The sequence below is a fragment of the Pseudoalteromonas sp. 120-MNA-CIBAN-0494 genome (genome assembly GCF_040308885.1).
In the GTDB taxonomy this organism is placed as follows: Bacteria; Pseudomonadota; Gammaproteobacteria; order Enterobacterales; family Alteromonadaceae; genus Pseudoalteromonas; species Pseudoalteromonas nigrifaciens.
This window is the reverse complement of record NZ_JBEOOE010000003.1, coordinates 173,390-187,302: the sequence shown is the minus strand read 5'-3', so window position 1 is coordinate 187,302 and position 13,913 is coordinate 173,390. Positions and strand designations below refer to the sequence as shown.

Genomic DNA, 13,913 nt, shown 5'->3' with positions numbered 1-13,913 from the left:
GTTATAAACTTAATCTATATAATAAACTGCATAACTAGATGCAGTTATAATGATTTCACCTGCATGATAGGCATCGGGTACATAATTACTCGGTGTACTATCTGAGAGCATCACTTTTTCGGCGCGCATATAAGGGGCTGATTGCACATTTAATGGCTGCATAGATGCGCTATATAAGCCTTTTAACTCTACGCCAAACTCACTGCTAAACTCTTTAGCTGCATCGCGAGTATCTTTTATAGCCAGTTTTTGCGCTTTTTTGTAGAGTTCATCGTAATTGCTTGCTAAAAAACGCGTATGGTTAATTTCGTTAATACCATTGTTTACTAAGTTTTGTAGTAACTCGGGATATTTATTAATGGCATTAAGCTTAACCGTTAAAGATCTGCTAACCCTAAAACCTTTAAATTGTTGCTCACCGCTTTCACGATTATATTGGCTTTCTCGGTTTATTGATATTTGCCCGGCATTAATATCTGCATCACTTACACCTAATGCTGTTACTAATTTTATTGCCTTAGCCATGGTTATATCGGTTTTATTTTTTGCAGCAATTAAATCTTTATCTATTTCGGTAATGCCAACATTTAATAATACATGGTCTGGCATGGTGGTAATTGTTGCCTCACCTTTAACATAAATATGCGGTGTATCGGGTGTGGCCGCAGCAAATGCATTAAAGCTCAGTGCTGCACCTAAAAATAAAGTAAACGTTTTCATAAGTGAATCCTTTTATATTAACCGTAACAACTGGTTATATTACTAACTTTATTAAATTCGCAATCCTTTATTGGTCACTAATTTAATACAAAAAGTATTTACAGCTTGCTATATATTAAGCTTATTAAACACTTTAAGTGGTTAATTACAGATGAACAAGTACAAAAAACAGGCCGTAGCCTGTTTTTTAATTATTACTAAATACTAAGTTGCAGCTTTAAATGCTACTGCGCTTATAGTTACGGTACTTAGGTAACCAGTAGTTTTTATCGATAGCAGCCCATAGTGCGTCGTCAGAAATATCAAGAGCAACGCCCTCTTCAATCGCTTTTTTGCCTACAGCGAATGCAATACGTTTACTTAGGGTTTCAATTTCTGTAAGTGCCGGCAATAAACTCCCTTTACCTGTGTTTGCACGCGGCGATGATTCAGCCAGCATTTCGCTAGAAACACTTAACATAGCATCTGTAATACGCGTTGCTTTTGCAGCTATAACCCCTAAACCAATTCCCGGGAAAATATAACTGTTGTTACACTGCGGAATTGGGAAAAGCTCACCATTATATTCAACTGGGGCAAATGGGCTACCTGTAGCAACAAGTGCTTTACCTTCGGTCCAGTTAATAATATCTATTGGGTGTGCTTCTACCTGTTTTGATGGGTTACTTAATGGGAAAATAATAGGTTGTGCACAACCTGAATACATAGCGCGTATTACTTGTTCGGTAAATAAACCAGGTTGGCCCGAAACACCAATTAAAATATCGGGTTTAGAGCAATGCATTACATCAAGTAATGACGCAAATTCGCCGCTGAACGTCCATTCACTCAAACGAGCTTGTGGTTGCGCTAAAACTTGCTGAAAGTCGCGTAGACCTTCCATACCTTCCGATAACAAACCAAAGCGGTCAACCATAAATACCTGGCTGCGTGCTTGCGCTTCGCTAATACCTTCAAAAACCATTTGGCTTACAATTTGCTCAGCAATACCACAACCCGCAGAGCCAGCACCAACAAATACTACTTTTTGATCTGCTAGGCGTTCGTTTTTAACTCTACACGCAGCAAGCAATGAGCCAACAGTTACTGCAGCTGTGCCTTGAATGTCGTCATTAAAACTACAAATTTCATTACGGTAACGTTTCAGCAGTGGCATCGCATTTGGCTGAGCAAAGTCTTCAAACTGTAATAATACATTTGGCCAGCGACGCTTGATTGCTTTAATAAATAAGTCTAAAAACTCATCGTACTCATCTTGAGTAATACGCTTATGACGCGCACCCATATACATAGGATCGTTTAATAGCTTCTCGTTATTTGTACCCACATCCAGCATTACCGGTAATGTATACGCAGGGCTAATGCCACCACATGCGGTATACAAAGATAGCTTACCAATAGGAATACCCATGCCACCAATACCTTGGTCACCTAAGCCTAAAATGCGTTCACCATCGGTTACCACAATTACTTTTACTTTACCTTTGGTGGCATTGCGTAAAATGTCGTCTATTTGAAAACGATTTTCATATGAAATAAATAATCCACGTGCGCTGCGATATATATCTGAGAATTTTTCACAGGCATCACCCACTGTTGGGGTGTAAATTATTGGCATCATTTCTTCAATATGATCACGCACTAAACGATAATAAAGTGTTTCGTTATTATCTTGAATTGCACGTAAATAAATATGCTTATTAAGATTGTCGGTAAAACTAGAATACTGCTGGTAACAACGCTCTACCTGCTCTTCGATTGTTTCATAACGAGGAGGCAGTAAACCCGCAATATTAAAGTTTTCGCGTTCTTTTTGGCTAAATGCACTGCCTTTATTGAGTAATGGCGTTTCAAGAAGGCCGGGGCCAGAATGATGAATATAAAGATAATTTGGATCGGTATTTGTAGTCATATTTCCAAGCTTTACTTAGTCTTAAGTTATGATCTGCCATTATCGGTGTTAAAGGCTAAATTGCAATGCTATTTAACCTTGTCAGACCATTGAGAATATATAAATGCGCTAATTTTAAACACTAGCTTAGCGCATTTGTATTATACATAATTTAGAATTTTAAAGTGGCGCTTTTATCAGTTAAATCAGACAAAGCCACCCCTTCACGGCGAGGATCGGCGCCGCCTATTAATGTGTTGTTTTTTACTTCAACTGCATGTAAACCAGAATTTAAATCTAAAATTCTAACATTATGACCACGCTTGCTAAGTGCTGGCGCTAATGTTTCAAGCGCAGTGCCTTTTTCAAGGCTAGTGTAGTCGTTACGATTAGTAGTACGTGGTAGATTAATTGCTTCTTGAACAGATAAATCCCAATCAAGCACGCCAATTACCACTTGCGCAACGTAACTAATAATACGGCTTCCGCCAGGAGATCCGACAACCAAACGTAAACTTCCATCTTTATTAAATACCATTACTGGCGACATAGAGCTGCGCGGGCGCTTGCCAGCTTCAACTCGGTTTGCTACAAGCTGGCCGTTTTTACGCGGCGATAATGAAAAGTCAGTCAGCTGATTATTTAAAATAAAACCATTTACCATTACCGTTGAGCCAAAAGCCATTTCTATTGAACTGGTCATAGACACTGCATTACCTTGGCTATCTACAATCGACACATGGCTGGTTGATGGCAATTCGAACGAGTCATCTTTGGCATAACTTAAGTAATCAACTGGGTTACCAGCAACGGCTGTTATATCTTGCTCGGTAATTAGTTTTGCACGTGTGGCTATATAGTTTTTATTTAATAATTCTTTGGTCGGTACTTGGGTAAAATCGGGATCGCCCATGTAAACATCCCTATCGGCAAACGCAATTCTTGATGCTTGGCTAAAGTAATGCAGTGCTTGCTCACCATTTGCTGGCAGTGCGCCCATGTTTTTATGCTCTAATAAGCCAAGCATTTGCAGCACAGCTACCCCGCCGCTACTGGGTGGTGCCATAGAACATACATTATAAACACGGTACTCAATACATACCGCCTCGCGCTCTTTGCTAGTGTAATTAGCCAGATCTTGCTCATTTAATTTGCCAGGCGCTATTTTAGAGTGCTGTACCGCATTAACCATTTGTTTGGCATTAGCGCCCTTATAAAATGCATCAATACCATTACTAGCAATCTCTTTGTATAAATTAGCTAATGGCTGGTTTTTTTTGATGCTACCTATCGCAATTAATTTACCGTTTGGGAAAAAGTAGTCGTTAATTACTGGCATGCTCATTACGCCAGGGTTTAATTGGCGCTGCAGTAAACCGTGTAATCGCGGCGAAACCTCAAAGCCTTGCTCTGCAAGCTCAATGGCTGGTTTAAATAAATCAGCCCAAGGTAGTTTACCGTATTGTTTATGTGCGTTAGCAAAGGCATGTAAAACCCCTGGCACACCTACTGAGCGTCCACCTACTATGGCTTCAATCCACTTCACGGCTTTGCCATGCTTATCTAAAAACAATGTTTCGTCGGCGTTTTCTGGTGCAGTTTCACGGCCATCAAAACTGGTTAATTTGTTGTTTACTTTGTTGTAGTACAGCATAAAGGTGCCGCCACCAATACCTGACGATTGTGGTTCTACTAAAGTCAGTACCAGTTGCGTTGCTATTGCAGCATCAACAGCGCTGCCGCCTTGCGCTAATATTTGCTGCCCAGCACGAGATGCATACGGGTTAGCTGCAACCACCATATATTTATTGCCGCTCACAGCTTGTTTATGTACTAAGCCGGTTGCGGCTTCTGGCTCGCGCGTTTCAATTTGAGTAAGGGGTTGTGCAAATAAAGGAAAAGACGTTGCACATAATGTGATAGCAAGTAATGCGTGATGTTTAAAGTTCATAAAGAGTAAATAACCTAAATTATCAAGAGTTAATTGGCATCTTAAAGTTAAACAGGCACAATATGCAAAAATTAATACTAAAAATTACAATTAAATGCTTAATTTACCAGTGCAACCTCGTTATTTACTCCCTCCTTTATTTTTAATGCTGCTAAGCGTTACTTTTGCTACTTTTGATTTAAATGACTTACTCGAATTTAATCGCGATTTAGTTAGTCAGGGCGAATTGTGGCGAGTTTTTAGCAGCCAATTTGTTCATGCTAACTGGGCACATTTGGCGCTAAACTGCGGCGGTATTATTTTAATTTGGTTACTACATGGCGAATATACGTCGCCTAAACGCTACGCTATTAATATTAGCTTATTGGCTCTGTGGTGCGGCTTAGGTGTTTACTGGTTTTGCCCCAGTATTTATATTTACACTGGGCTAAGCGCACTGTTACATGGCGTTATTATTTGGGGCGCAGTTAAAGATACAACACTTGAGCTTAAGTCGGGCTATTTATTGTTTATTGGGGTGTGGCTTAAAATAATATTTGAGCAGCTAAATGGTCCTAATGCCGATATTGGTAAGCTTATAAACTCAACCGTTGCAATTGACGCGCACTTAATTGGTGCTATTGGTGGTACTTTGTTAGCTGCACCTTTATTAGTTAACTACATTAAAAACAAAAACTAAATATAAAAAACGCCACTTAAAAGTGGCGTTTTAGGTGTAACTTGTTATTAATCGTTACAGGGTTTCTTTAAACAGTTTATAAATACGGCGATATTCATCTAACCAGCTCGATGGCTGCACAAAACCGTGCGGCTCTACCGGAAAAATAGCCGTTTCAAAGTTTTCTTTTTCAAGCTCAATTAAACGCTGTACTAATCTAACCGTATCTTGAAAAAACACGTTGTCGTCAACCATAGGCGCATTAATTAATAAGCGTTTGTTTAAACCCTCAGCATAGTAAATAGGCGAACTGCGCTCATATGCAATTGGATCAACATCCGGATGATTTAATATATTTGCCGTGTACGGCGCATTATAATGAGCCCAATCGGTAACGGGGCGAAGTGCAGCACCCGCTTGAAACAATTCTGGCGCGGTAAATAACGCCATAAAGGTCATAAAGCCGCCATAAGAGCCGCCATACGTGCCTACAGCTTGCGTATTTACGTTGGCATTTTCTGCCATCCATTTAACCCCATCAGCTAAATCTTGGGTTTCGGGTGTACCCATTTGACGATAAATTGCCGTACGCCAATCACGTCCATAGCCTTTAGATGCGCGGTAATCCATATCCATTACTACATAACCTTCGTCAGCTAATAACGAATGAAACATAAACTCACGAAAATACCCAGACCAGCCCAAGTGCGAGTTTTGTAAGTAACCTGCACCGTGGTTAAAAATAACCGCTTTACGCTTTTTACCCACTTCGCCCTCTACATAATCAGCCGGATAGTACACTTTTGCGTAAATCGGTTGATCAGTATGGCTAGATGGCACTGCAATTATTTTAGGGGCTGTTAGCTTTTTAGCTAAAAACTCATCCGAAACCGTATGTGTTAACCGGGTAACCTGTGTGTTTGCTTTTGCATCAGCCACATACAACTCAGTTGGTAACATAATTGTTGAGTGCTTTAACAACAGCTTGGTTTGATCAGGGCTAAGTGTATAGTCGGTCATACCGTTAAGGTCGGTTACTTGCTCGTTTTTACCGGTTAGTGGATTTACACGGTAAATTTCGTATAGGCCTGGGTGTTCAACGTTAGCCTTATAATAAATAGCACTGTTATCGTCGGTAAGCGTAAGGTTAGATACTTCAAACTTACCTGTTGTTAGCGCTGTTGCTTTACCATTTAACGGCTTTTTATAAAGCTGACTGTAACCCGACTGCTCTGATAAATAATATAAGGTGTTAGAGTTGTGTAGCCAGCCAAAATCGTTAAAAGCATAGGCTATCCAAGCGTCGTCATGTAAACGATGTTGCGACACTAACTTATTATTTTTAAAATCGACGGTTGCTAACCAGCGATCTTTGTTATCCCACGCTTCTAGCATTATTGCTACGTTTGAGCCGTCGTCGTTCCAAATTATAGGGCTTTGATCCCAGCCCCAATCGCTAATTAAATTTATACCACGCGGCGATTTTTTAGACTTATACGTTTTACCATCACGGGCATAGTTTTCTTTTTTAACCGCTGCTAATACGTCTTCATCAAAGCCCGGTAGGGTATCAAAGCTTAAGGTATTTTGACTTTTATCGTTTAAATTAATGTATACCAGCTCTGAGGTTTGCGACTTTTCGTCAGCTACTCGGCGGCGCGCTTTTTTAGGTTCAATGCGGGCATCATCGGTAATATAATTTGGCATTATATCGCTATCATCGCGCCAATCTCTTTGCTCTTGCACTACCACTAATAAAGCATCACCATTTGGCGATAACTGCACGTCTTTTACACTATTACCTTTGCCTAAATAAAACTCAGTATTAGCAATTGAGCTATTTTGCTGCTTAAGCTGTGCTTTGCGTGCTTGTTTATCTTTATTGTTTTTATGCGTTAGCGCTATGTAATCAATAAGTTTGTGCTGCTCTTTAGCAATATAACTGCTTGGCTCTGTAATGCCTTGGGGCTTATCTGCCAGTTTTAAATTAGCAATTTCAGTGGTTAAGCCTGAGCTTAAGTCAACTTTAAAAAATGTATTACCTTGACGATAAGCTAAGCTGCCATCATTTAAAAATTGTGGTTTAGATTCAGTGCTAGAGGTATGCGTTACTTGTTGAATTGCACCTGTTGTAACGCTTTTTACAAATATATTACCCTCAAATACATAGGCTTGCAGGGCTTTATTTTTTGAATAAACAGCTTTATTTGCACCTACAGTGTGCAGTTTATTAAGTGCTATTTGCTCTGCGCTTTGGCTTGTAATTGATTGGCTAAATAAGTTACGTAACTCATTACCTTGCTCTTTACGTGCATAAATAATGGTAGCAGAATCACTGACCCAAAATGCGCGCTCTGGTTGACGTCCAAGCCAATCGGGATGGGCCATAGCTTGCTCTAACGTTATTTTAGTAGAGCCCATATCGGCGGGGGTATTAACAACGGCAGCAACAGGAGACGTTGTTACATTATTTTGCGTAGCTGTTGAAGATGATGCAGTTGCTTGACACCCTGCTAAAAAAACACTTGAGGCAACAGCCAGTGCTATTAATGTTTTGGACGATGAGATATTAAAAATCATAGTGCTTCTTAACGGTAATTATAATTAAGCCGTATTTAAGCAGAAGCACTTTGGTGATTGCAATTTTTTAAGACAAACGCCGGTGTAACTGAGTTAGGTTGCTTATTCTAAGCGTAAATCTAGCCAAACTAGTCGATGATCACTCGACGCATTTCTGTCTTTAATTAAGCGGTATAGCTGGCTATTTTTAGTTGGCCAAAATACCCCACCATCAATAATTTTTAACCCATAATGCGATGGCAAAACATAGTCAACCCGTGCTTGCCAACTTGCACTGTAATTTTTAGCATGGCTGTGCTGTGGATATTGCTCTTTTGCGCCAGCACTTTGCGGTATAAAACTGGCGTTTACAAGCGGATGCTTAAGTAGCTGATCTGTAGTTATAGTTCGCTGTTTATCACCCTCAGGGGCGGCATTTAAGTCACCTAAAATAACAAACCGAGACTGAGCATTTAAACCGCCTTTTTTACCTTTATCGTCATAAATATAATCGGCATTATTAATGTAGTCTGCAACTAACCTTACTTCATCATGGTTACGCTTACCGTTTCTGTCCTCTAAGCCATCAAAAACCGGCGGGGTTGGGTGCGATGCAAGTATGTGTACCGTTTTATTATTAACTGATATGGGTAAATCCCAAAAAGATTTTGAGCTCAAACGAATGTTTTGCCATTCTTGCTCGTTATACCAGTTTTTGCCTGTGGTTGGATCGATAGGCATTTGCGCATTAGGCATATCTTTATATTTAAAAGTTTGCAGCGTTCGTACTTTATCTAAATCGATTGGATAACGAGATAAAACGGCCATACCGTAATGGCCTTCAAAAAAACCAAAACCGTGAGCGTCGCCCATTATTCCTATTTTTTTACCGTCGTTATCTAAATCAAACTCAGTGGCTAAACCGGTATTAACCGGCGCAATATAAAAATAAGGATAGTCTATTGCCGCTTGATTATTTTGACTCACGTTTAAATAATGGCTTTTAAAGTACGCTATACCCTGCTCTTTTGGCACATAGTCAAACTCGTTTAATAGTATTATATCGGGGCGAACACGTTGAATTATTTCGGCAATATTTTTAATTTGTGAATGCTCTGCTTTAAGCGCGCTAACCAAAGAATCGCTTTTTACAGGGGTTTTTCTTGGTGTATAGTTAGTTGCATCCATACTTACATTAAAGGTGGCAACACGCAGTTGCGCCGCTGCAACGTAGTTGCTTAGCAGTAAACAAAACAACGTACTACCCAAAGTAATACTACTTAAATTACCTTTCATTATATCAACCCATCTAAAATTAATAATAAAATAACACTACTTACCACTATCCATAATAAAATTGCCATTATAAAGGGCTTAAGTCCGGCTTGTTTTAGTACTGCTAATGATAGGCCACTACCAATTAAAAATAATGTAACTATAAGCAATTGTTTAGCAACTATATTAATAACGCTCCATACAGGTGAAAACTGTGGCAAATAAGTATTAATAAGTGCGGCGAGTACAAAGCCAACAATAAATAGTGGAATACTGGCTTTTTCATCTGAGCGTAAAAACACCCCAGCAAGCGCAGTATAAGGAATGATCCACATAGCGCGGGTTAATTTTACTGTGGTGGCAATGCTTAGTGCCACAGCGCCATAAGTAGCGGATGCACCTACAACACTGCTGGTATCGTGAATAGCTAAAGCAGCCCACATGCCAAATTGCTGCTCGGTTAAATTAAAATAATGGCCAATGGCCGGAAACAACAGTAAGCCCACGCCATTGAGCATAAATACTACGCCAAGTGCCACAGCCACTTCATGATCTTTTGCTTTAATTACCGGTGCCATAGCTGCAATAGCACTGCCACCACAAATAGCAGTGCCAAATGAAATTAATACGCCGGTATTGCGGTTAAGTTTAAATACTTGGGTAAGTATTTCACCTAAGCCAATTATTGCGGTAATACTCACAATAGTGAGCACTAAAGAGCTGCTACCCACTTCAATTACCTGATTAAAGTCAACGGCAAAACCAAGCCCGACCACCGCTGCTTTTAACATCCACTTACTGGCTTTTTGCGAAAGCTCGGCAAACGGATTACCTAATGTCATAGCAAAAGCAGCGCCTATTACCAGTGCACTACCAGCGCCAATAAAAGGAGTGATACATAATGCTAAAAGAATTAAAAACAATGGCTTTTTGAGTGTTAATGGCATGCTGTATTACGCTCGAATTATTTTATCAGTTAACTTGTGTACTAAAGGTGCAACTAGAATAACTGTAGGAAATGCGATAGAAAATGCAAATACCCATGCTTTGAGCCATATAGTTATAATATTATCGACCATTCCCACGTTAAATAATGAGATCACAAAAGACATAAAGCCCGACATTAATAGTGCCATTAAAAATGCAAACACAACATTGCGGTATTTAGGGTTAAACATAGGTGTAGCCTTTGGCGTTAAGCAATAAATTGAGATGTCCCAATTTATTGCTTATTTTTAGTTGAGTATCAAAGATGTACTCGTGGCTAAAATACCTGGGTAGGCTTGTTCTGGTAAACACTCGCTAAGTTCAGCTAAGCGCTCACCTAGTTGATGTAGACTTTGAGCTGAGACATTAATATGACCCATTTTACGCCCTGGTTTTACTGTTTTACCGTACCAATGACTAGTTACATCAGTCACTTCTAAAACTGCAGTAGGAATACTGGCTTGGCCAAGCACATTTATCATCGCAGTGGCGTGTTTAAGCTCAGTATTACCCAGAGGCAGCCCTGCAACCGCACGCATATGGTTTTCAAACTGCGAGCAATGGCAACCTTGCTGTGTCCAGTGGCCTGAGTTGTGTACACGCGGGGCAATTTCGTTTACCAGTAAAGTGCCTTTAACGTCAAAAAACTCAATTGCCAATACACCCACATAATTAAGCTCATTCGCTAATTTAGTAAAGGCATCAATAGCTTGCTGCTCTACATGGCTATTATTTAAACCTGCTACCGATAAGGTTAATACACCATTGGTGTGCTGGTTTTCGGTTAACGGATAAATTGCAACATTACCGTGTTTATCGCGTGCACCAATAATAGATACTTCACGATCGAACGGAATCATTTTTTCAGCAATAATAGTATGAGGTGCATGTGCTGTGCCTGAGGCAATAAAATCAGACATTTGAGCCCAAATTTCATCAATTTGATCGTCAGACTTTAATCGCCATTGGCCTTTACCATCGTAGCCTGCTTGACAGGTTTTAATAACTAAAGGTTTACCTAGGTTTTTAACCGCAAGCTCAAGGTGCGCTTTTTCAGTAATAAGTTGATACGGTGCGCACGCTACAGCTGTTTTATCTAGTAGTGCTTTTTCGATTTGGCGATCGCCACCGGTTTTAATGGCCGCTTTACCCGGATAAAACTTATTGCTATTACAACAAAGTGTTAATACATCGTCAGGTATATGCTCAAACTCAGCAGTAATTGCATCTGCGTTTGCTATGGCTTGCTCTAATGTGGTTGAGTAAACTTCGCCTGTGAGTGGGTGCACAATTTTTTGGCTGCCTACATCGTACGCAACCACGTTTAAATTAAGTGGCGCGCCAGCAAGGCTCATCATGCGTGCTAATTGCCCTGCACCTAAAATTAAAATAGTCATTATTACTCTGCAGGATTAGGGTTAGCTAAAATAGTGTCGGTTTGTTCTTTACGAAACGCTTCAATTTTTGCGAATATTTCAGGGTTTTGACACCCTAAAATTTGCGCTGCAAGTAAACCTGCATTAGCAGCGCCAGGCTCACCAATAGCTAATGTCCCTACCGCAACACCTTTAGGCATTTGGCAAATAGAAAGTAGCGAATCAATACCATTAAGCGCTTTTGATTTAACTGGCACACCAAGTACTGGTAATGAGGTAAATGCAGCTGCCATACCCGGCAAATGGGCCGCGCCGCCTGCGCCTGCAATTATAACTTTAATACCACGGTCGCTTGCTGAGCTTGCGTAATCAGCAAGGAGTTGAGGAGTTCGGTGGGCAGAAACTACTTTTGTTTCGTACTCAATGCCAAATTTTTCTAGCATAAGCGCCGCATGTTCCATGGTTGGCCAATCTGATTTAGAACCCATAATAATGCCAACTTTCATAAATACTCCTCAGTAATATACTATTTTAACTAGCGGACCTATGTCCGCTTTTATGGCGGGTATTATACCCAAAAGTCATTAAATTGCGACTAACAAAAACAAAAAAAGCCATGTTAAACATGGCTTTTTAAAGTTAGCAGTAAAGCGCTATTTACGCCTCTTTACTTGCTAGGTACTCTGCGTAGGTACCTCTAAAGTCAATAACCTTACCGTCTTTAACTTCCCAGATACGCGTAGCAACCGATGATACAAATTGGCGATCGTGAGACACAAACAATAAAGTACCTTCGTAGGCTTCAAGTGCTAAGTTAAGTGCTTCAATAGATTCCATATCCATGTGGTTGGTTGGCTCATCCATTAGTAATATATTTGGTTTATGCATCATAATTTTACCAAATAACATACGGCCTTGCTCACCACCCGATATTACTTTAACCGACTTTTTAATATCGTTTTGAGAGAATAACATACGGCCTAAAAAGCTGCGCACCACTTGCTCGTCGTCGCCTTCTTGCTGCCATTGCTCCATCCACTCAAATAAGTTCATACCGGTGGCAAATTCATCTGCATGATCTTGCGCGTAATAACCAATATTGGCATTTTCAGACCACTTAAACTCACCCGATTTAGGCGCTAAACGCCCAGCAAAGGTATTTAACAGTGTTGTTTTACCTACACCGTTTTCGCCAATAATAGCAATGCGTTCACCTACTTCTACTAAACCTTCGAGGCCAGAGAACAAAGTGTTGTCGCCAAAACCTTGGCTAAGGTTAGTCATTTCTAGCGCATTACGGAATAATTGTTTTTCTTGATCGAAACGAATAAATGGCGTTTGACGTGATGACGCTTTAACTTCATCTAACTGAATTTTGTCGATACGTTTAGCACGCGACGTTGCTTGCTTAGCTTTTGACGCATTAGCAGAAAAACGTGATACAAATTGTTGAAGTTCAGCAATTTGGTTTTTCTTTTTGGCGTTTTCACTTAACAGACGCTCACGTGCTTGCGTTGCAGCAAACATGTATTCGTCGTAGTTACCTGAATAAATACGCAGCTCACCGTAATCAATATCGGCCATGTGGGTACAAACCGAGTTTAAAAAGTGGCGGTCATGCGATATTATTATCATGGTGCAATCGCGTTGGTTCAATACATCTTCTAACCACTTGATTGTATAAATATCCAAGTTATTAGTAGGTTCATCGAGTAGCATTATTTCAGGATCTGAAAACAGTACCTGTGCTAAAAGTACACGCAATTTAAAACCTGGCGCAATTTCTGACATAGGGCCATAGTGTTGCTCAGTAGCAATACCTACACCTAATAACAACTCACCCGCTTTAGATTCTGCAGAGTAACCGTCCATTTCGGCAAATTCAGTTTCCAAATCTGCTACTTTCATGCCATCCGCTTCGCTCATTTCAGCTAAAGAGTAAATGCGGTCGCGTTCTTGTTTAATTTCCCATAACTGCTTGTGACCCATGATCACAGTATCAATTACAGAATACTCTTCGTACGCAAACTGGTCTTGGTTTAGTTTAGCAACTCGTTCATTTGGATCAGTGCTAACGTTACCCGAAGACGGCTCAAGCTCACCACTTAGAATTTTCATAAATGTTGATTTACCGCAACCATTAGCACCGATCAAACCGTAACGGTTGCCGTCGCCAAATTTTGCTGAGATGTTTTCAAATAATGGTTTAGCACCAAATTGCATGGTGATGTTAGCTGTACTAATAATAGCGCTACCCTCCAAGGGAGACATGATGTATTTTAATTGCGCGCAGTTTAAACCAAATTCATCGTTTTTTCTATGAAAGTTTAAAGGCTAAATACGCAAATAAGAGCCTACTTTAATAACTATAATTAAGTTGTGAAATATTACTTAACGCACACTAGGTAACGCACCTTACAAAGCGATTAAATTGCCGCATAATTAAACAAATATCAATTTTGAAAAGTTAGCAGCTCCTTATATTTGTATCCAAAA

Annotated in this window: 11 protein-coding genes; 1 reads left to right on the top strand and 10 read right to left on the bottom strand. The window is 40.0% G+C overall.

The window, feature by feature from the left end:
* Nucleotides 1-9: 9 nt before the first annotated feature.
* The 3 genes from AAEY55_RS04075 to ggt form a co-directional block, all read right to left on the bottom strand.
* Nucleotides 10-720, bottom strand: coding sequence for an SIMPL domain-containing protein (locus AAEY55_RS04075; RefSeq protein ID WP_011328242.1), 711 nt, complete (start codon nt 718-720; stop codon nt 10-12).
* A 217-nt stretch (nt 721-937) separates the two neighbouring features.
* Nucleotides 938-2,632 (bottom strand): NAD-dependent malic enzyme, encoded by a 1,695-nt coding sequence (locus AAEY55_RS04070; RefSeq protein ID WP_350550145.1) that lies wholly within the window; start codon nt 2,630-2,632, stop codon nt 938-940.
* Between the two features lie 151 nt (nt 2,633-2,783).
* Nucleotides 2,784-4,562, bottom strand: a complete 1,779-nt coding sequence (gene ggt, locus AAEY55_RS04065) for a gamma-glutamyltransferase (RefSeq protein WP_350550143.1) — start codon at nt 4,560-4,562, stop codon at nt 2,784-2,786.
* A gap of 94 nt (nt 4,563-4,656) precedes the next feature.
* On the opposite strand from ggt, the gene rrtA reads away from it, so the two are divergent.
* A complete protein-coding gene (rrtA, locus tag AAEY55_RS04060; RefSeq protein WP_309216137.1) occupies nt 4,657-5,241 on the top strand; it encodes a rhombosortase in 585 nt (194 codons plus the stop codon).
* 54 nt (nt 5,242-5,295) lie between these two features.
* On the opposite strand, the gene AAEY55_RS04055 is transcribed toward rrtA, so the two are convergent.
* The 7 genes from AAEY55_RS04055 to AAEY55_RS04025 form a co-directional block, all read right to left on the bottom strand.
* Nucleotides 5,296-7,800 carry a prolyl oligopeptidase family serine peptidase gene (locus AAEY55_RS04055; RefSeq protein ID WP_350550140.1) on the bottom strand — a complete coding sequence of 835 codons (2,505 nt, stop codon included), beginning with the start codon at nt 7,798-7,800 and terminating at the stop codon, nt 5,296-5,298.
* A gap of 102 nt (nt 7,801-7,902) precedes the next feature.
* Nucleotides 7,903-9,075 carry an endonuclease/exonuclease/phosphatase family protein gene (locus tag AAEY55_RS04050; RefSeq protein ID WP_179807045.1) on the bottom strand — a complete coding sequence of 391 codons (1,173 nt, stop codon included), beginning with the start codon at nt 9,073-9,075 and terminating at the stop codon, nt 7,903-7,905.
* Nucleotides 9,075-10,001: a YeiH family protein gene (locus AAEY55_RS04045; protein ID WP_011328248.1), complete on the bottom strand. Its 927-nt coding sequence runs from the start codon at nt 9,999-10,001 to the stop codon at nt 9,075-9,077. Before AAEY55_RS04045 ends, AAEY55_RS04050 begins: the two co-directional genes overlap by 1 nt.
* A gap of 6 nt (nt 10,002-10,007) precedes the next feature.
* Nucleotides 10,008-10,232 (bottom strand): DUF2798 domain-containing protein, encoded by a 225-nt coding sequence (locus AAEY55_RS04040; protein WP_011328249.1) that lies wholly within the window; start codon nt 10,230-10,232, stop codon nt 10,008-10,010.
* A gap of 57 nt (nt 10,233-10,289) precedes the next feature.
* Nucleotides 10,290-11,438: a 5-(carboxyamino)imidazole ribonucleotide synthase gene (locus tag AAEY55_RS04035; RefSeq protein ID WP_197182058.1), complete on the bottom strand. Its 1,149-nt coding sequence runs from the start codon at nt 11,436-11,438 to the stop codon at nt 10,290-10,292.
* A 2-nt stretch (nt 11,439-11,440) separates the two neighbouring features.
* Nucleotides 11,441-11,923 (bottom strand): 5-(carboxyamino)imidazole ribonucleotide mutase, encoded by a 483-nt coding sequence (gene purE, locus AAEY55_RS04030; RefSeq protein WP_011328251.1) that lies wholly within the window; start codon nt 11,921-11,923, stop codon nt 11,441-11,443.
* 151 nt (nt 11,924-12,074) lie between these two features.
* Nucleotides 12,075-13,664, bottom strand: a complete 1,590-nt coding sequence (locus tag AAEY55_RS04025) for an ABC-F family ATPase (RefSeq protein ID WP_089368960.1) — start codon at nt 13,662-13,664, stop codon at nt 12,075-12,077.
* Between the last annotated feature and the right edge of the window lie 249 nt (nt 13,665-13,913).

Coding starts and splice junctions, on each gene's coding strand:
- AAEY55_RS04055 (WP_350550140.1), bottom strand. CDS start 7,800: ATGATTTTTAATATCTCATCGTCCAAAACATTAATAGCACTGGCTGTT.
- ggt (WP_350550143.1), bottom strand. CDS start 4,562: ATGAACTTTAAACATCACGCATTACTTGCTATCACATTATGTGCAACG.
- AAEY55_RS04040 (WP_011328249.1), bottom strand. CDS start 10,232: ATGTTTAACCCTAAATACCGCAATGTTGTGTTTGCATTTTTAATGGCA.
- AAEY55_RS04075 (WP_011328242.1), bottom strand. CDS start 720: ATGAAAACGTTTACTTTATTTTTAGGTGCAGCACTGAGCTTTAATGCA.
- purE (WP_011328251.1), bottom strand. CDS start 11,923: ATGAAAGTTGGCATTATTATGGGTTCTAAATCAGATTGGCCAACCATG.
- AAEY55_RS04035 (WP_197182058.1), bottom strand. CDS start 11,438: ATGACTATTTTAATTTTAGGTGCAGGGCAATTAGCACGCATGATGAGC.
- AAEY55_RS04050 (WP_179807045.1), bottom strand. CDS start 9,075: ATGAAAGGTAATTTAAGTAGTATTACTTTGGGTAGTACGTTGTTTTGT.
- AAEY55_RS04045 (WP_011328248.1), bottom strand. CDS start 10,001: ATGCCATTAACACTCAAAAAGCCATTGTTTTTAATTCTTTTAGCATTA.
- AAEY55_RS04070 (WP_350550145.1), bottom strand. CDS start 2,632: ATGACTACAAATACCGATCCAAATTATCTTTATATTCATCATTCTGGC.
- rrtA (WP_309216137.1), top strand. CDS start 4,657: ATGCTTAATTTACCAGTGCAACCTCGTTATTTACTCCCTCCTTTATTT.